Here is a 19448-nt window from a genome sequence, read left to right on the forward strand (position 1 = left end):
GGGCCATCACTTACCCGCTAGAATGCGCATAGTCTTTTTGATGGTGCCAGTATCAGTATGTAAGTTACGTAGTCTGACTGTTGCTCGCGAAGCTGTATCCGCCTGCGGCCAACGAGGATCGACACGCTTGGGCAGGCGGCCCCAAAGAACCCGCAACGTCTTCCCGATCCCAGCAAGCTATTGCGCGATATCGCCACCGGGAGTTGTAGCCCCCTGGCGGGCAATGTGCCTTGGTGGTTTCAGCCTTGTGGTTTGCGAGGATCGACGTCAGCCGAAGTACGCCCGATACTCCACGACTCATAGAAACGTTTGATGATCTGACTGGAACCGAAGCCTCTGTAGCCATCGCATCGTGCGATCGCGGCTGCGATTTTCGGCAAAGGCGCCTACGAAACGGGCGCTGCGCGTAAGCCTGCCTCGAAAAATCGTGCCAGATTTGGTGGAGAACACGCAGCAAGAGGCTCGTTGCGGTTTGTTCGCTCAAAGAACGTGGAGTTCTTCCCTGGCTCATCGAGGAAGCCGGAATCACCCCAAGGACCGACTCTTGCGCTGGCCGAGCGGATTCTGTCCGTAGGTTACCGTTAATTACCTTCCGCCCCGAGCGGCAATAGGCAAACCTCACATACCTGCCCTTCGAAGATATGTGGCAAGAGCGCCGCCAAATGGGAGATCACGATGAGCGACGGCACAGACAACATCAACCGCGGCGTCCTTCCAATACCGACGCGCCCGCGAACCGGTCTCATCACCTACGACGCCAAGGATCCGGAATCGAAGTATCCGGTCATCGAGCAGTTGCGTCCGCCAAAGGGCGCCCCGAACGTCTTGGTGATCCTGATCGACGATGTGGGCTTCGGCGCCTCAAGCGCCTTCGGCGGTCCGTGCCAGACGCCCAACGCCGAACGCCTGGCTGCCGGCGGTCTCAAGTACAATCGCTTCCATACGACAGCTCTTTGTTCGCCGACGCGCCAGGCGCTGCTCACGGGGCGCAACCACCACTCGGTCGGCATGGGCGGCATCACCGAGATCGCCAGCGGTTCGCCCGGCTATTGCTCGGTCCTGCCGAACACGGCTTCGCCACTGGCAAAGACGCTGAAGTTGAACGGTTATGCGACCGCGCAGTTCGGCAAATGCCATGAGGTCCCTGTCTGGGAAACGAGCCCCGCAGGCCCGTTCAACGCGTGGCCCACCGGTGGCGGCGGCTTCGAATATTTCTACGGCTTCATCGGCGGCGAGGCACACCAGTGGTACCCATCTCTCTATGAGGGCACCACGCCGATCGAGGTGCACAAGACGCCGGAAGAAGGCTACCACTTCATGGCGGACATGACCGACAAGGCGATTGCCTGGGTTGGCCAGCAGAAGGCGCTGATACCGGACAAGCCCTTCTTCATGTATTTCGCACCCGGCGCAACCCACGCTCCCCACCATGTTCCGAAGGAGTGGGCGGACAAGTATAAGGGCAAGTTCGATCAGGGCTGGGACAAGCTGCGAGAGGAGACCTTTGCCCGCCAGCTCAAGCTCGGCGTCATTCCCTCCGACTGCCAGCTGACGCCGCGCCACGAGCAGATCCCTGCCTGGGATCAAATGCCCGAGGAGATGAAGCCTGTTCTGAGGCGTCAGATGGAGGTCTACGCCGGATTCCTGGAATACGCCGACCACCATGTCGGACGGCTCCTCGACAGCCTCGACCAGATGAAGCTGACGGACGACACGCTGATCTACTATATTATTGGCGACAACGGCGCTTCGGCCGAGGGAACGCTGATCGGCTGCTATAATGAAATGGCCAATTTCAATGGCCTGGCCGCTCTCGAGACGCCACAATTCCTCATAGAGCGGCTGGACAAGCTCGGCGGACCGGACTCCTACAATCACTTTGCCGTCGGCTGGGCGCACGCCATGAACACGCCCTACCAGTGGACAAAGCAGGTCGCTTCGCATTGGGGCGGGACCCGAAACGGCACGATCGTGCACTGGCCAAACGGTATTGCAGGCAAGGGCGAGATTCGCTCCCAGTTTCATCATGTCATCGATGTCGCACCGACCATACTGGAGGCGGCAGGGCTCCCGCAACCACAGGCGGTAGACGGGGTTGCACAGATGCCGATCGAAGGCGTCAGCATGCTCTATTCGTTCAACGAAGCGAAGGCCGCGGAGCGGCACGAGACCCAATACTTCGAAATGTTCGGCAACCGTGGCATCTACCACAAGGGTTGGACCGCGGTGACGCGACACAAGACGCCGTGGCTGTTGCACGGAGAGACGGTCCCCGCCTTCGACGACGACGTCTGGGAGCTTTACGACACCAGCAAGGACTGGAGCCAGGCCGACAATCTGGCAAAGCAGATGCCGGACAAGCTGCATCAGCTTCAGCGCCTGTGGCTGATCGAGGCCGCTCGCTATAATGTGCTGCCGCTGGACGACAATGTCGCCGCTCGCTTTGACTCTGATCTGGCGGGACGGCCGGTTCTGATCAAGGGGAAATCCCAGATCCTGTTCGGAGGCATGGGTCGCCTCTCGGAGAACTCCGTCCTCAACCTCAAGAACAAGTCGCATTCGGTGACCGCCGAGATCGTGGTGCCGGAGGGAGGCGCCGAAGGGGTCATCATCTCCCAAGGAGCCAATATCGGCGGCTGGAGCCTCTATGCCAAGGGCGGCAAGCTCAAATACTGCTACAACCTGATCGGCGTACAGTATTTCTTCGCCGAATCCGCCGACGCGATCCCGCCGGGATCGCATCAGGTCCGCATGGAATTCGCCTATGCCGGCGGCGGTCCTGCCAAGGGCGGCACGGTGTCCTTGTTCATCGACAGCAAGAAGGTCGGAGAAGGCGCTGTAGGCGCAACTGCTCCCTCGGTCTTCTCGGCGGACGACGGCTGCGATGTCGGTTGCGACACGGGAGCGCCCGTTTCGCCGGACTACGGCCCGCGTGGAAACGCGTTCAATGGAGTCATAAAGGGCGTGCAACTCGCCATTGGCGAAGACGCCGACCGTGCCGACCACCACGTCTCGCCGGAAGAGGCCCTTCGCGTCGCACTGGCGCGGCAGTGATGCCGCGCTGAAGAAAACGCCAAGTCCATTCAAACGATGCGCCCGTCCACGATGGCGGGCGCGACCCAGGCGAACGAAGAAAGTGCAATGAAAATCAAGGGCGGCCTCATGACTGCTGTATTCGCTGGCACTTTGGCTGCCACCACCAATGCATACGCTGCCGGTGCACTTCCATCCTGGAACGAAGGTCAAGCCAAGCAGTCCGTTGTCGCGTTCGTCGAGCGGGTGACAGCGCAAGGCTCTCCCGATTTCGTGCCTGAGTCCGAACGCATCGCGACATTCGATAATGACGGCACGCTCTGGTCCGAGCAGCCGATATACTTCCAGCTTGCTTTCGCACTCGATCGCGTGAAGGCGTTGGCGCCGCAGCATCCCGAGTGGAAGGACAAGGAACCCTTCTCCTCTCTGCTCAGGGGCGACCTCAAAGCTGCGCTCGCCGGTGGCAAGCCGGCAGTTTTTGAGATCATCGTCGCGACCCATGCGGGGATGACATCCGAGGAATTTGCGGGTGTTGTCCACACTTGGATCGCCACCGCGAAGCATCCGAAGACCGGCCGCTTGTACAGCGAAATGGCCTATCAGCCGATGCTCGAACTGCTCGCCTATCTCCGTGCCAATGGCTTCAAGACCTTCATCGTCTCCGGCGGTGGCATCGAGTTCATGCGGGTCTTCGCCGAAGAAGTCTACGGCATCCCGCCGGAGCAGGTGATCGGCAGCAGCGGCAGGCTGAAATTCGAGATCCGTGATGGCAAGCCGGCTCTCGTCAAACTGCCGGAGGTCGACTTCATCGACAACGACGCCGACAAGCCGGTCGCCATCCAGAAGCATATCGGCCGCCGGCCTATCGCGGCATTCGGCAATTCCGACGGCGATCTGCAGATGCTGCAATGGACGACGGCCGCGTCTGGGGCGCGCTTCGGACTGATCGTTCATCACACCGATGCGGAACGCGAATGGGCCTATGACCGGCAATCGTCCATCGGCCGTCTCGACAAGGCGCTTGATGAAGCCGAGGCGAATGGCTGGACGGTCGTGGATATGAAGGACGACTGGAACACCATTTTCCCGAACATTCACAAGGTCGAGCCATGACCGGTATCACCGACATTGGAGTGTCTGATCAAGCATCCGAGAGGCGCAGAGCCGGAAAAGGGCTACCGTCTTCGCACGAGGAATGAACAGGGATGGCGATCGAAGATATTCTGCAACGTTTTTGGGAAGACCTCGTCGCAAGGCCCAGTGGGCCACTGGCGCTTCGGTTCCTGCTTCAGCCGGTAATGGCGACGCTCTTCGCGATACGCGACGGCATCAAGGACGCGCGCGACGGGCGCTCGCCTTATTTCTGGGCGGTCCTGTCGAAAGCCGACGAACGTCGCGCACGGCTAAGCGAAGGTCTGAAGTCGACAGGTAAAATCATGGTACTCGCGCTGGTCCTGGACGCCGTCTATCAGTTTATCGAACTCGGCACCTTCTATCCGTTTGAAGCTGCGGTCGTCGCGATTGTTCTCGCCTTCGTTCCCTATCTCCTGATCCGCGGGCCCGCGGCGCGTATCGCGCGCTGGTGGAGCCGCAGCCGTCTCGGACCAAATCATGAGCGATAAAGAAGCCCTGGGGCCAGTCTCGTACGTGAAACAATGTCGTTGAATAGGGAATTCGGGGATCAGAATGGCGAGCCAGCCCGCGGATGAGAACCCGCCAAGATTTGAAGTCCATGTGACATCGGACAGTCATTTCTCTTGGCTGCGTACGCGTCTCAGCGTCGAGCGCACGCTGATGTCGTGGGTGCGAACGGCCGTCTCGCTTATCGGCTTCGGCTTCACGATCGTCCAGTTCTTCGAGCGTTTTCAGGACATGCAAGGCGTCGCCCCGGCGCTTCGCCCGCAGGCGCCGCGCATTCTTGGCCTTGCGCTCATCCTCGCCGGCGTGGGTGCGCTTGCTGTCTCGCTGTGGCAATACCGATCGCTACTTCGTTATCTGTGGAGCAAACAGTTCGCTCCGCTCGCCGGAGTGGACAGGGACCCGCACAAGACGCCGCTCCTTGCCGTCACGATCGTTCTGTTGCTCATCGGCATTTTCACTTTCATTGCCGTGCTGTTCCGGCTGGTCTGATGGCAAGGATGGGGCGGCGTCCGAGTGGCAACACGAAAACATGGAGAGGAGACGAAAATGGCAGACAAGAAACCGAACATTCTCATCCTGTGGGGCGACGACATCGGTCAGTTCAATGTCAGCGCCTACAATCAGGGCATGATGGGTTACAAGACGCCCAACATCGACAGCATCGCCAAGGAGGGAGCGCTGTTCACCGACTGGTATGGGCAGCAGAGCTGCACCGCAGGTCGTGCGGCATTTATCACCGGGCAGTCGCCCATCCGCTCCGGCCTCACCAAGGTCGGCCTGCCGGGAGCGCCCGAGGGCATGAAGAAGGAAGATCCGACGATCGCCGGCCTGCTCAAGAACCACGGCTACATGACCGGGCAGTTCGGCAAGAATCACCTCGGCGACCGTGACGAGATGTTGCCTTCGAACCACGGCTTCGACGAGTTCTTCGGCAACCTCTACCACCTGAACGCAGAGGAAGAGCCGGAAAACCCCGACTATCCTAAGGAATCGGAGTTTCCGAATTTCAAGAAGAACTTTGGTCCGCGCGGCGTCATTCACAGCTTCGCCGACGGCCGCCTCACAGATACGGGTCCGCTGACCAAGAAGCGCATGGAGACCTTCGACGAAGAGGTCTCCGCCAAGGCGATCGACTTTATGGAGCGCGCCAAAAAAGCGGACAAGCCGTTCTTCCTCTGGTGGAATTCCACCAAGATGCATATCTTCACGCATCTCAAGAAGGAGGTTCAGGGAAGAACGGGGCTCGGCATCTATGCCGATGGCATGGTCGAGCACGACCGTCAGGTCGGCGAGATGCTGGCCAAGCTCAAGGAACTGGGTCTCGATGAGAACACCATCGTCATGTATTCCACCGACAACGGCTCGGAATCCTTCTCCTGGCCCGACGGTGGCACGACGATGTTCCGGGGTGAAAAGAACACCAATTGGGAAGGCGGCTATCGGGTGCCGTGCGCCATTCGCTGGCCCGGCGTGATCAAACCCGGCACGGTCATCAACGATGTCGGATCGCATGAGGACATTCTCACGACCATCCTGGCCGCGGCTGGCGAGCCTGACGTCAAGGAGAAGCTGCTGAAAGGTCACAAGGCCATGGGCCGGGACTACAAGGTCCACCTCGACGGCTACGACCTCATGCCCGCATTGAAGGGCGAGGCCAAATGGCCACGCCAGGAGTTCATCTATTGGACCGATGACGGCAGCGTCGCCGCCCTGCGTTACGGCAACTGGAAGGTTACCTTCCTGCGGCAAGACGCACACGGCCTGCACGTTTGGCAGGAGCCCTTCGTGGCGCTGCGTGCACCGATGTTGACCAATCTACGGATGGACCCCTTTGAACTCGCGCATCAGATCGGCATGGACTATAACCGCTGGTTCTGCGAGCACATGTTTATGATCGCACCCGCGGGCGCCTTCGTGGGACGATGGCTGCAGAGTTTCCGCGAGTTCCCGCCGCGCCAGAAGCCAGGAAGCTTCAACCTCGATCATGTGATGGAAGCGGTGACCGGCACGGGCGGAGGCGGACACTAGCGCCGTTGGCCGGGCGGCGGGCATCCCGCCACCCGGCATTGACTGCCGAGCGATAGCTTGGACGATACAAAAGGTGCTCTGTCGTGAATGACTCTGTTGATCTGACCACGCGCGATCGAAACAACGGCGTTCCGCCTTTCGAAGGCATGCTGTGGATTCCCGGCGGTACATTCCTCATGGGCTCGGACCAGCATTACCCGGAAGAGGCGCCGGCGCACCGCGTCAAGGTGAGTGGCTTCTGGATGGATTGCCACACGGTAACCAATCGCGAATTCGAACGTTTCGTATCAGAGACCGGATATGTGACGCTGGCTGAACGTCCGGCAGATCCCGCGGACTACCCCGGAGCGATACCAGAACTCCTGGTGCCGTCGTCCTCCATGTTCAAGAAGCCGGCTCAGAAGGTCGACATCCGGAACTCCTATAACTGGTGGGTCTATGTAGCCGGCGCCAATTGGCGCCATCCACGCGGCCCTGCGAGTTCCATCAAGAAGCTGCGCGACCACCCAGTGGTCCATGTTGCGTTCGAGGATGCCGAAGCCTTTGCGAAATGGGCGGGCAAGGAACTGCCGACCGAAGCCGAGTGGGAGTTCGCAGCCCGCGGTGGACTCGACGGCGCCGAATTTGTCTGGGGTGACGAACTGACGCCAGGCGGCAAGCATCTGGCCAATACCTGGCAAGGCGAGTTTCCCTATGAGAATCGCAACGAGGACGGCTACGAGTGGACGGCTCCGGTCTGTTCGTTCCCGGCCAACGGTTTCGGGCTCCACGATATGGCGGGCAATGTCTGGCAGTGGACTGCAGACTGGTATCAGGAGCACTCTCGGATCGAGAGCCCGTGCTGTACGATCGATAATCCGCGGGGTGGCCAGCGCGAAGCCAGTTTTGACCCTCACACCCCTGAGATCAGGATCCCGCGCAAGGTAACCAAAGGCGGCTCTTATCTATGCGCGCCCAATTACTGTCGGCGATATCGGCCTGCAGCGCGCATGTCGCAGCCGGTTGATACATCGACCTGCCATCTCGGCTTGCGCTGCGTCGTTCGTTCACGCTCGTGAGGGAGTGATGCAAGAGGGCTTCGCCGTCATCACCGGGTATGCGATCCTCTTCATCGATGCTATCGCGCTGATCGCTATCGTCGTCGGGACAATTGAGGCATTCGTCGGCGCGTTTCGAGCGATGTTAGCCTCTTCGGGACCAACCGAGGCACGCGTTGTCTGGCTGCGCTATGCTCGCTGGCTGGTTGCCGGCCTGACCTTCCAGCTCGGGGCCGACATCATAGAAACTTCGATTGCACCGGGCTGGGATGACATTGGACGACTAGCGGCAATTGCCGTGATCCGAACGTTTCTCAACTACTTCCTCGAGCGGGATTTGCTTGAGGTGCGGGCGTCTCAGCAGACTTGACGGGAGCTATTGCAAGGCAAGGAGAATTTGGACGCTGAGATGCGGAATCCGTATCGCCGCCCTGGTCGTGATGCTCTAAAAAAGCAATTCCTTCAGTCCTGCCAAGATTTCCGCCATGGGTAGCGCCAGGAACACGATCGGAACGAACGGCAGCAGCAATGCGATCCCGAGCGTGACGATGCTTTTGAGGTCGATCGGCACTAAGCGCAGCGCATAAACATTTGCGACGATCGCGTACAAATCGGTAGTGGCGGAGAAGTCCGGCTTTTCGATCGCGGATTTGTCGACGGGTCCATTGCGTCCAAGCCATTTCTCTTCGAAAACCGCTCCGACCCGGTTGGCAAGTGCGCCGTATTCGAATGAGCCGCGCTGCAACGCCTTCATCAGAATCGGCGTAAAAAGGAACAATGGCGCGGCAAACAAGGCGACGACCGCCACCAAGAGGCCGGCACTGAAGATCGTTTGGTCTCTCGGCAGCGCCCCATCGACCAAGACAATATTCGCCGAACGCCCGGCAATGATCGTGGCCAGCGCCATCGCTACGAGGGAAAATGCCCGCAGCGAATATCCCAGCACGGCAAGGCCCGCCGTGCCATCCGGATGGGATGGCAAGAGGCGGAGGTCGAGCCGGGCGATCCGCCACAGAAGATGCGCCCACAGAGCAAACCTCCACGCCCAGCCAAGGAGCAAGGTCAGGAGCAAGGGTAAACTCACCAGCACGTGCCACCAGCCGGCTGGCGAGAAGGCAGGCGCGGAGCCGCCGGTCTTGTGCCAAATTGGAATCTGATCGAATGGCAGCGAAAAGACCGCCGCAGACATGAGGAGATAGGCCATGGCGATTACAATAATTTCCGCAGTACTCCAATTGAGGAGCGTACGGGTCGATGCAACGGCAGCGTCATATGACCCACGGTCCTTATCGGTTACAAGCCCGGCATCAGCAAAGTGCCGTACGATCGCATTGAGCCTTAATGCGCACTGAGCTTCGGCCAAGACGAGCAGTGGTGCGGCGATCAGGTACCGCGCGTGCATACCCGCATCCCAAAGGAGCGACGTAATTCCGTCGGTGTGCATAGTCACATTTTGAATGCCGGCCAAAACGAGAAGGGGCGCCCAGCCTACCGCACCGACGATCATCGCGCGGCGGCCAACGTTGAGTTGACTACCCTTAACGAAGCCGAGACGCCGCTGGACCCCGACAGGCGGACCATTCTCAAACAGTGCTTCGTTTGCGTGCAGGGCTTCATTCATTTGCGTGTGCACATCTACTCCCGATCCCGACAGCGCAGCTCATCAGCATCGAGATGTTTCCAGTTGGCGCTACGGTTCCACGGAAATTAGTTCATCGATCCCCGGCGAGAGTTTAAGCTGATCTGATTTCCGTTCGTCCATTCCTGGTCCGATCGACCTTTTCCCGAGATCGGAACAATCCGCGGGACGCCTTCGGGGTTGTGCACGCCTGCGGCAACCGAGGTGTAGATCGCCTCGTAGCCGTCGACCATGCGGGACGCGCTGAAGCGCTCCTCGAACCTGCGCCTTACCTGACGCCGGTCGAGCGAATGCACCCGTTGGATGGCGGCGACCGCATCGTCGATGGTGTCGACCACGAAGCCGGTGACACCGTCCTCCACGACTTCGGGCACCGCACCTTGCGGCCAGGCGATGACCGGCACTCCAAATGCCATGGCTTCGATCATCGCAAGGCCGAAAGGCTCCGGCCAATCGATTGGAAAAAGCAGGGCGTGCGCGCCGGCGAAAAGAGCGGCCTTACCGACTTCGTCCACTTCCCCCAAGAATTCGACATGGGGGCTTTTCATCTGCTCGACGAGCTCTTCGCAGTAGGCGCGGTTGCTGTAATCCATCTTGGCGGCGATCTTGAGCCGCATGCCTGCCAACCTGGCGATCTCGATCGCGCGGTCGGGCCGCTTGTCGCGGTAAATCCGGCCCAGAAAAACTAGGTAGGCGTCTTGTTGGGGAGCCCGGTCGGTGGCGGGATAAAGATGCAGGGGCAGGCCGTGATAGACGTTGCCCACCCATCGCGCCTTGGCTAGCGGCTGGCGCTGGCGCATCGAGATCGAGCTTAGCGAGAAGTAAGGCCACCTGGCATATGTGCCAGGAAGATCGCTGTAGTCGAGCCGCCCGTGCGGCGTGGTTATTGTCTTTTCTGCGAATGTCTCGAAGAGCGGGAAATGCTGAAAATGGCTGAGATGGCAATGAATTACGTCGAACCGGTCCTGTTGCCGGCGCACTTCATCCAGCATCGCCAGATGGGCGGCGATGGAGGACCGTCGCGCGTTTGGGTCAAGGCGCAGCGCCGTGGTGCCCTGCGGCACCAGATTGGCGGTGGTGACGGAGTTCCCGCTCGCGAACAGCGAGACCTCATGACCTCTTCTGACAAGCTCCTCGGTGAGGAACGATACGATCCGTTCCGTTCCCCCGTAAAGGCGTGGCGGGACCGATTCGTCTAGGGGCGCGACCTGAGCAATTCTCATTTCTTGCGGCTTTCGGTGACGACCGGAAGGTTGGTGTGAAGTTACCGCGTGGAGGGCAGTGGGGGAATGTAAGTTACGTGGTTGGCTTGGGTAAGGCAGCTATGTGGATCAAAGATCGCCGCCTTTGTGCGATCCGATCAATCACGGGATTGGCACAGACATTTCTGCGACCGCTGGAAGCAAAATCGAGCTGATCGCAGAGCCTGCCCGGCTGGACAAAAATGCGCTAGAACTGGTGAAGAACAGGTTCGATGCTTGCTGAAAAAGCAGGGCTCACATCGAGGACCGACTTTCGACATTGTCCAATACAGTAAATTACCTTCCGCGCAGAGAGGCGATGTCTCAACGTCACCTGAGCGCGCCAAGTCGGAAGGTGATGTTGATGAAAACTCCGACGCATTCGAACTCGGTCCCGACGCGAGGAGGGAAGCACTTCGCGCTGGTCGATAAAAAGAAAGCCAGCGCTGCAAAGCCACGTTTCCAGCGTTCCGCAAATCTTCAGCCATACAAACCGCAGGGTCAACCGCGAGAACTGGATGCGTTGTGCGGCCTCGCGGCGAACCGGATTGCCATCGAGGGCGTAAGCCCGGAGATCGACGGCGGGCGCTTCCCGGCCAAATGTGTCGCCGGCGATCAGGTTCTGATCGAGGCGGACATCTTCGGCAACAGTCACGACAGGATCGTTGCTTGCCTGCTTTACCGGCCTGCAGGGACCGAAAGCTGGACCGAGCAGCCGATGATCCTGTTGGAAAACGACCGCTGGAGTACCAGGGTCGTGCTCGGCGAAAACCGGCTCTACCAGTTCACCTTCTGCGCATGGCACGACCTTTATGCGACCTGGCGCGAGGAAGTAGCCAGGAAGCTTACGACGGGCCGGAACATCGCCCTCGAACTGCAGGAAGGACGCCGCCTGCTTCAATCTGCGGCGCGGTCCGACCGGGCAGGCCGAGACGATGTCGCGGAGCTTGAGCAGGTGCTGGCGTCGTTCGAAATTCTGCATGCCGACACGCAGCGCCTTGCTCTACTTGGTTCCGATGCGGTGGCCGCCGTGATGAGCCGGGGCGGGGTCAGAGCCAACCTCAGCTATTACCACAAGGTTCTCGAGATATTCGCCGACCGCAAGGCCGCGGCATTCAGCGCTTGGTACGAGCTTTTCCCGCGTTCCCAATCAGGTGATCCCGCGCGCCACGGCACCTTTGACGACGTCATCAACCGTCTGCCCTATGTGCGCGATCTCGGCTTCGACGTGCTTTACTTCCCACCCATTCACCCCATCGGCGAGACCAATCGCAAGGGCCGCAACAACAGCCCCAAGGCCGAACTGGGCGACGTCGGCAGCCCCTATGCCATCGGCGCGCAGCATGGAGGGCATGATGCCATCCACCCGGAACTGGGGAGTTTCGAGGATTTCCATCGCCTGGTGGCTGCTGCGCGGCGGCACGGGCTGGAGGTCGCGATCGACTTTGCAATTCAATGTTCTCCAGACCACCCCTGGATTAAGGCGCATCCGGAATGGTTCGACTGGCGGCCGGACGGCTCCCTCGAATTCGCAGAGAACCCGCCCAAGAAGTACGAGGACATCGTCAATGTGAACTTCCACAGGGACGCCTTCCCAGGTCTCTGGCACGCCTTGCGCGACATCTTGCTATTTTGGATTGGCCACGGGGTAAAGATTTTCAGGGTCGACAACCCGCACACCAAGCCGTTCGCCTTCTGGGAGTGGATGATCGGGGAAGTCCGCTCCAGGCATCCCGAAACTATCTTCCTCGCCGAAGGCTTCACGCGTCCCAAGGTCACGAAACGCCTCGCCAAAGTCGGGTTCAACCAGAGTTATTCCTACTTCACCTGGCGCAATTCCAAGCGGGAACTGGAGGAATACCTTATCGAACTCACTCAGGAAGAATGCCGCCACTATATGCGGCCGAACTTCTTCGCCAATACGCCCGATATCAACCCAACCTATCTCCAGCATGGCGGCAGGCCGGGATTCCAGGCCAGGCTGATCTTGGCCGGCACGCTCGGCGGAAATTACGGCATCTATAACGGCTTCGAGATCTGCGAGGCTGAGGCCGTGCCCGGCAAGGAGGAGTACCTCAACTCCGAGAAGTACCAAATCCGCGCCTGGAACATGGACGAGCCCGGCAATTTGCAGTGGGACATCAGGTTCGTCAACCGCCTCCGCCGAAACCACAAGTCGCTGCAGGACTTCACCAGTCTCGCCTTCTACAATGCCTGGAACGACAACATCATCTACTACGGCAAGCGCACGGCCGACCTGTCCGACTTTCTGCTGTTCCATGTCTGCCTCGATCCGCACTCGGCTCAGGGCGCGGATTTCGAGGTGCCGCTTTGGGAGTTGGGTCTCACCGACGACGCCCCGATCGAAGTGGAGGACATGGTCACCGGCCGCCACTTCACCTGGCACGGCAAAATTCAGCACATCCATCTCGATCCGTTCTACAAGCCCTATGCGGTGTGGCGACTTATCTCGCCGGGAGCACACGCAGGGCAGTCTCGACCAGACGCTTGAGGCGGCTTCGAACCAGCCTTCTCGACGCCTCGCGTATTCTGCGGCTTTGGTCGCGATATCGGCGCGGTATGTCGAGCATTGGATCCAGAGTAGTCACCGGCAAAGTGCGGTTTTCCGCTCGCCGCCAATTGTGCGGCTGCCCTCGCATTTGGCTGCGCGCGTTCGACGTAAATTACATAGAGTCGCTGGTGCAGCAGGGCCTATTGGCGCATCTTTTCGCCTGCGGACGGGCGTCCTCAGCAAGGACGCTGGCGCCGGCCCTCAGAGCCCTTCTGCCGGCTAGGAGGAGGGGGTGAGATGAAGACCTTTCTTGCCGCTGGAGCTGTCGTGGCTTTCTTGTTTCCGGGACTGCCTTTCGCAGACGCATAGGCCGACCGGCACAGGCCTGCCGGGACGACGACAAGGGAGGATCGAAGCATGATGGGCAATGACATGTTGAAGGCGGGCGCTGCGGCGCTGGCGCTGCTGCTTGCCGGGCTTGGTTCGGTGCACCCTGTCCTTGCACAAGAACAGGTCGCGGCGGCTGACGCTTCGGGCGCGGCGACGACTTCGCCGGACCCGCTGAGCGCCGACGAAATGGAGGTCCTGGTTGCGCGGATTGCGCTCTATCCGGACGAGCTGATCGCGGTGATCACGGCGGCAGCGCTCTATCCGCTGGAGATCGTCGAGGCGGCGCGCTTCCTCGACCGGTACGCGAAGGACAAGAGCTTGAAGCCGAAGGAGAGCTGGGACGGCTCGGTGGTGTCGCTGCTCAACTATCCGGACATCGTCAAGATGATGAGCGACGACCTTGAGTGGACGCAGGCGCTCGGCGACGCCATCGCATACCAGCAGAAGGATGTGCTGATCGCCATCCAGCAGTTGCGCGACGAGGCGGTCGCCAAGGGGGTGATCAAGACCGACGACAAAATCCAGGTCGTAGAAGAGAACGACAACGTCGTCATAAAGTCTGCCAGCCCGGAGGTGATCTATGTCCCGCAATATCCGCCTCAAATGCTCTATGAACCGAACTATGTGTGGGAGCCGATCCGCTACTATCCCGACCCCTATCCCTATTACTGGTATCCCGGAGCAACCTTCTTCGCCGGGGCGGTGACGGGCGCCATCTGGGCCGCCGCCGTCGACTGGGACGACTGGGGCGTGTGGGGCGGCCGCTGGAACGGCGGCGACATCGACATCGATTGCAACAACTGCTTCAACAACCGCGACTTCAACGGCAAGGTCAACTTCAATGACGTGGACTGGAAGAACGTCGACCGCAGCAAGATCAACATCGACCGAAACCAACTGAACAAGTTCGACCAGAACAACATCAAGAACCGGATCGAAAAGAACGGCGACAACGCCATCCGCGACCGCGCCAAGGACATCAAGAAGCGCGATCAGGTCGCCAACAGGGGGCCGGGCAAGACGGCTGGAACCAGGGACATTCGCAAGAGCACGCTGGACGGGCTGAAGGGCCAGGGAAGTCAGGCGACAAACAGGCCGGCCAACAAAGCGAACGTCAAACGCCCTGCGGCGAAGCCCACCGCCAACCGTCCCGCGGCCAAGTCTGCCAACGTTAACCGCAAGGCCGGCAAGCCGAAGCCCGCGGCGAGGGTCGACAGTCGCCCGAAGAAGACGTCCGGACTCGGCAACGTCAACCGCGGCAAGGCTACCAAGGTCAGCTCAAACCGGGGCCACAAGTCGATGGGCGGTGGCAGTCGCGGAGGCGGTGCCCACAAGCAGATCAGGCGACCCAGCGGCGGCGGCGGGCGGCGGCGTTGAGCAAACGGGAGGACAGGATCATGACCAGGATGTTCAGCACCACCCGTCTCACGGGCCTTCATCACAGCGTCTGCGCGGTCGTCGTTGCTCTTGGCGTCGCTCTGTCGCTGTCGTCAGTCGCCTCCGCACAGGATGCGGCGGCCCCGGATGTAGCCAGACCGGAGATCGAATCGTTTGCGGCTGCCGACGAGCCGCCGTCCTTCGACACGCCGGAGGCGGCGCTCGACGCCTTCAAGCAGGCGCTTCAGGCTGAAGGCTCGGACGCGGTCGCAGCACTGCTCGGCCTCGACGCCGCAAAACTCAAGGCCGACGAGAACACCGACGACACGCTTGCGGCGGCCAAGGAAGGGGCAGCAAAGCAGCTCGTGCTCGACGGCGAGGGCGACCGCCGCACGGTGCAGATCGGCGAGAAGCTGTGGCCCCTGCCATTCCCGATCGTCAAGGGCGAGGATGGCAAATGGGCCTTCGACACCTATGGCGGGCTTGAGGAGATCGTGAACCGCCGCGTCGGCGAGAACGAGTTGCAGGCGATCGAGACGATGCGCGCCTATGTCGACGCGCAGGAGGACTATGCATCCGAGGACCGTGACGAGGACGGCGTCGAGGAGTTCGCACAAAAACTCGTCAGTACGGAAGGCCTGACCGACGGGATCTACTGGCCGGCGGACGACATCAACGGGGAAAGCCCGGCCGGTGACCTCAGCCAGTCCGAACTCGACGATGCAGCCAGGGGCGAAGGCTATTTCGGTTACAAGTACAAGATCCTGACCGGACAGGGGGACAGGATCGCCGGCGGCGCCTACGACTACGTCATCAACGGCAACATGATCGCCGGCTTCGGCCTCATCGCCTGGCCAGCCAAATATGGCGAGACGGGCGTAAAGACCTTCGCCGTCAACCAGCACGGCATCGTCTACGAGACCGATCTCGGTCCGACCACCGAGGCGATCGTCAAATACATAGACCGCTTCAATCCAGACGAAACCTGGGAGGTCGTCGCCGATTGAGGGGAAACGCGTTCCATGCGCCCAAGGCTAATACCGGCAAGTCCCGCGGGGCGCGACGCCAGACGGACCGGGAGCGTCGTTGATGCAGATCAAGGAACAAGGCGCGCTTGTGAACGAATGCAAATGTAGCCCAAGGGGAGGGGGGACAATGTGGAAAATACGCGCTGCTTCGATTTTGGCGGCGCTCGCCGCCTTCGGGATTGCCGGGCTTGGACTGGCGCGGCCAGCCGCCGCTGAGGAGACTACCGATATCGGCACCCTCGACGCGGCGAAGGCCGGAAGGGTGTTTGCCGCCAAACCTCCTTACTCGCCCTATGCGGGGCGCAACTTTCCGACCCGCCCTCTGTTCGGCGACACGCATCTGCACACGGGAGCTTCCTTCGATGCTGGCGCATTCGGCGCCCGGTTGACGCCGCGAGACGCCTACCGCTTCGCGCACGGCGAGGAGATCACGGCGTCGAGCGGCCAGCCTGCCAAACTGTCGCGGCCGCTCGACTTCCTGGTGGTGGCCGACCACTCCGACAATATGGGTATGTTCCCCGACCTGTTCGCAGGCAAGCCTGACGTGATCGCCGATCCGCAGGCCAAGACCTGGTACGAGGAGATCAAGGCGGGACAAGGCGGCAAAGCCGCGCTCGAGATCATCTTTAGCTTCGGCAAGGGAACGCTGCCGAAGGCGATGATCTACGGGCCGGACACGCGACCTTACAAGAATGCGTGGCAGGACACTGTCAAGGCGGCCGAGGAATACAATGATCCGGGCCGGTTCACCGCCTTCATCGGCTACGAATGGACATCAAACACGGCCGGCAACAATTTGCACCGCAACGTCATTTTTCGCGACAATGCAGACAAGGCCGATCAGGTCGTGCCCTATACGACGCTTAAGCCCTTGGGCAGCGACAATCCGCGCGATCTATGGAAGTGGATGCAGGCCTATGAGGATAAGACCGGCGGCAATGTGCTGGCGATTGCGCACAACGGCAATCTGTCCAACGGCCGCATGTTTCCGCTGATCGAGTCCTTCACCGGCAAGCCGGCCGACAAGGAATATGTCGAGCAGCGCTCCAGGTGGGAACGCCTCTACGAGACAACCCAGACGAAGGGCGACGGCGAGGCGCACGCGGTCTTGTCGCCCAATGACGAGTTCGCGGATTTCGAGACTTGGGATTTCGGTAATCTTGATGCCAGCGTGCCGAAGACGCCTGACATGCTCGAGTTCGAATATACACGGTCCGCGCTGAAGAACGGGCTCAAGCTCGAAGCCGAACTCGGCACCAACCCCTACAAGTTCGGGCTGGTCGGTAGCTCCGACGCGCATACCGGCCTTGCGGCCATGGAAGAGGAGAACTTCTTCGGCAAGACGACGCCGCAGGAACCGAGCCCGGAGCGCCTGACGGCGACGTTCGTCAAAGACGGTAAGACCGGAATCACGGTGATGGACTGGGAGGTCGGCGCATCGGGCTACGCCGCGGTCTGGGCGGAGGAGAACACCCGCGAATCGATCTGGGACGCGATGCAGCGCAAGGAGACCTATGCCACCACCGGGCCGCGCATGGCCGTGCGCTTCTTTGGCGGCTGGGACTTCGAGCCGGCCGATGCGCAGAACCGCAATCCGGGCGCGATCGGCTACGGCAAGGGTGTGCCGATGGGCGGTGATTTGACCAGCGCGCCGGAAGGCAAGGCACCGACCTTCCTGGTTGCGGCGCTGAAGGATCCGATCGGCGCCAATCTCGACCGCTACCAGATCGTCAAGGGCTGGCTCGACGACAAGGGCGAAACGCATGAGCAGGTCTACGACGTGGTGTGGGGCGGCGACCGCAAGCCGGGCGCCGACGGCAAGGTGCCGTCTGTCGGCAGCACCGTCGACGTTGAGAACGCCACATGGACCAACACCATAGGGGCGCCGGAATTGATCGCGGTCTGGAAGGACCCAAGCTTCGATCCGGAACAAAAGGCATTCTACTACGGGCGCGTCATCGAGATTCCGACGCCTCGCTGGACCGCCTACGACGCCAAACGGTTCGGCACGAAGGCGCTGGACGGTACTCGCATGACCGTCACCGAGCGGGCCTATACCTCGCCGATCTGGTACACGCCCGAAGAGTCTTGACGCCAACACACGACAACAAGGAGTGGTGACATGATGCACCCATTGAGAAGTCTTAACGAGAGAGCTTGGACCGTCATCGCAGTGCTGGCGCTTTGCGGGCTGGCAGGCGCGACGGGCACTCTGCCCGCCGCGGCCGATGAGGCTCAGGCGAAGCAGATGTTCAAGGGCATGACCGACTACCTTGCCGGCCAGCAGGCCTTCTCGTTCAACTATGACGCGACACTCGACATCGTCACGGCCGACATGATGAAGGTCGGCCTGGCGAGTTCCGGCTCGCTCACGCTGCAACGCCCTGACAAGGCGCGCATGACCCGGACCGGCGTGGCCGATGTCGAACTGACCTATGACGGAAAGATGGTATCGGCGATCGGAAAGAACCTCGACGTCTATACGAAGTTCCCCCTGGAGGGCTCGGTCGAGGATATGCTCGATACGCTCCGTTTCGTTTATGGCGTCGAAGCGCCGGCCGCCGACCTTCTATCGGCCAACGCCTTCGAGGTCATGATGGAGAACGTCACGGCGGGCAAGGATCTCGGAAGCGGCGTGATCGGTGGTGAGGTCTGCAACCACCTGGCGTTCCGCACCAACGACACCGACTGGGAGATCTGGATCGCCGATGGCGATGCGCCCCGTCCCTGCCGCATCACCATCACCAGCAGGATGATGGCCATGGCGCCGTCCTACACGGTGCAGATTTCCGACTGGAAGGCCGGCAAGGACGTAGCCGCCGACGATTTCAATCTGGAGACCGGGGATGCCAAGGAAGTGAAGATCGAGGAGATGCGCGGGCTGGACGATCTCGCCGGCCTGCTTGAAGAAGGAGATGCGCAATGAGATCGTCTACGAAAGCTTTGATAGCATCACTCGCACTGCTGTTCGGTGCCTCGGACCTCCACGTCGCCGATTGGCGGGTGGGCTTGGGTATCTTCAGCCTGGTCGCCGATGCCGAAGCCCGCGTCGGGCGTCCGGCGACTCCCGGCAGCGTTGCCGGCGTCGCCCGCAGGACGACGCGCCGCGTTATCCGCCGCGGCGCCTATATCGGCGCTATTCCCGTCGGCTGCCCGTATGGCAGCTACTACGGCTACAATCTCTACTACTGCGGTGGCAGCTATTACCAAAAGTCGGGCGGCGGATATGTCGTCGTCTATTTCTAGGCGACGATGCCTGGAAGCATTGCGAAGGCGCCGCTGCGTGTTGTGTGCCGCAACCAGGCAATCGTGACCGGTGACGGGCAAACTCGCCGGAGCTAATGGTGATCGGGCCAACCCCGGAGGAATGAATCGATGGACCCGGCCAGATATTTCGAAAAGATAGCTCCCGAGCTATTGCAAGTCCGAGCGCTTACGAAGCCTTCAACGAAGGCATCCCGTCGAGAGGACCAAGAGCGAGGACGAAGACGATCTGGCCAATGACTAGCGGCGGTTCGGCGA

The 19448-nt window shown here is 60.8% G+C and carries 15 protein-coding genes; 13 read left to right on the top strand and 2 right to left on the bottom strand.

Translation table 11 applies throughout. The annotated features are described in order from the left end of the window. Positions 1-675 precede the first annotated feature (675 nt). The 7 genes from AC0NID_RS09325 to AC0NID_RS09355 all read left to right on the top strand — a co-directional run bounded on the left by AC0NID_RS09325 (position 676) and on the right by AC0NID_RS09355 (position 8109). Complete coding sequence (locus AC0NID_RS09325; protein ID WP_473458803.1) at positions 676-3054, top strand: arylsulfatase; 2379 nt, start codon at positions 676-678, stop codon at positions 3052-3054. 87 nt (positions 3055-3141) lie between these two features. Further along, a complete protein-coding gene (locus tag AC0NID_RS09330; RefSeq protein ID WP_473458801.1) occupies positions 3142-4146 on the top strand; it encodes an HAD family hydrolase in 1005 nt (334 codons plus the stop codon). A 92-nt stretch (positions 4147-4238) separates the two neighbouring features. Continuing rightward, positions 4239-4655 (top strand): hypothetical protein, encoded by a 417-nt coding sequence (locus tag AC0NID_RS09335; protein WP_473458800.1) that lies wholly within the window; start codon positions 4239-4241, stop codon positions 4653-4655. 64 nt (positions 4656-4719) lie between these two features. Then, positions 4720-5163 (top strand): YidH family protein, encoded by a 444-nt coding sequence (locus AC0NID_RS09340; protein ID WP_473458798.1) that lies wholly within the window; start codon positions 4720-4722, stop codon positions 5161-5163. Between the two features lie 57 nt (positions 5164-5220). Continuing rightward, positions 5221-6702: an arylsulfatase gene (locus AC0NID_RS09345; RefSeq protein WP_473458796.1), complete on the top strand. Its 1482-nt coding sequence runs from the start codon at positions 5221-5223 to the stop codon at positions 6700-6702. Positions 6703-6848: 146 nt separating this feature from the next. Beyond that, on the top strand, positions 6849-7760 hold the full coding sequence (locus tag AC0NID_RS09350; RefSeq protein ID WP_473458837.1) for a formylglycine-generating enzyme family protein: 912 nt from the start codon (positions 6849-6851) through the stop codon (positions 7758-7760). 7 nt (positions 7761-7767) lie between these two features. Then, on the top strand, positions 7768-8109 hold the full coding sequence (locus AC0NID_RS09355; protein ID WP_473458795.1) for a DUF1622 domain-containing protein: 342 nt from the start codon (positions 7768-7770) through the stop codon (positions 8107-8109). 75 nt (positions 8110-8184) lie between these two features. Here AC0NID_RS09355 and AC0NID_RS09360 read toward each other — a convergent pair whose 3' ends face one another. Both AC0NID_RS09360 and AC0NID_RS09365 read right to left on the bottom strand, forming a co-directional pair. Further along, positions 8185-9360, bottom strand: a complete 1176-nt coding sequence (locus tag AC0NID_RS09360) for a hypothetical protein (protein WP_473458793.1) — start codon at positions 9358-9360, stop codon at positions 8185-8187. A gap of 86 nt (positions 9361-9446) precedes the next feature. Next, positions 9447-10601, bottom strand: coding sequence for a glycosyltransferase family 4 protein (locus AC0NID_RS09365; protein WP_473458791.1), 1155 nt, complete (start codon positions 10599-10601; stop codon positions 9447-9449). Positions 10602-10983: 382 nt separating this feature from the next. On the opposite strand from AC0NID_RS09365, the gene AC0NID_RS09370 reads away from it, so the two are divergent. From AC0NID_RS09370 to AC0NID_RS09395, 6 genes are all read left to right on the top strand, one after another. Continuing rightward, positions 10984-13131: an alpha-1,4-glucan--maltose-1-phosphate maltosyltransferase gene (locus AC0NID_RS09370; RefSeq protein WP_473458789.1), complete on the top strand. Its 2148-nt coding sequence runs from the start codon at positions 10984-10986 to the stop codon at positions 13129-13131. A gap of 432 nt (positions 13132-13563) precedes the next feature. Next, positions 13564-14898 carry a DUF3300 domain-containing protein gene (locus tag AC0NID_RS09375; protein WP_473458835.1) on the top strand — a complete coding sequence of 445 codons (1335 nt, stop codon included), beginning with the start codon at positions 13564-13566 and terminating at the stop codon, positions 14896-14898. A gap of 29 nt (positions 14899-14927) precedes the next feature. Continuing rightward, complete coding sequence (locus tag AC0NID_RS09380; protein WP_473458833.1) at positions 14928-15905, top strand: DUF2950 family protein; 978 nt, start codon at positions 14928-14930, stop codon at positions 15903-15905. A 148-nt stretch (positions 15906-16053) separates the two neighbouring features. Beyond that, positions 16054-18018 (top strand): DUF3604 domain-containing protein, encoded by a 1965-nt coding sequence (locus tag AC0NID_RS09385; RefSeq protein ID WP_473458787.1) that lies wholly within the window; start codon positions 16054-16056, stop codon positions 18016-18018. A 30-nt stretch (positions 18019-18048) separates the two neighbouring features. Further along, positions 18049-18852 (top strand): DUF2092 domain-containing protein, encoded by an 804-nt coding sequence (locus AC0NID_RS09390; RefSeq protein WP_473458785.1) that lies wholly within the window; start codon positions 18049-18051, stop codon positions 18850-18852. Next, entirely contained in the window at positions 18849-19172 is a 324-nt protein-coding gene (locus tag AC0NID_RS09395; protein ID WP_473458783.1) for a hypothetical protein, read from the top strand. The genes AC0NID_RS09390 and AC0NID_RS09395 overlap by 4 nt, the downstream gene beginning before the upstream one ends. Positions 19173-19448 lie beyond the last annotated feature (276 nt).

This window comes from Mesorhizobium sp. WSM4821, from assembly GCF_055901555.1.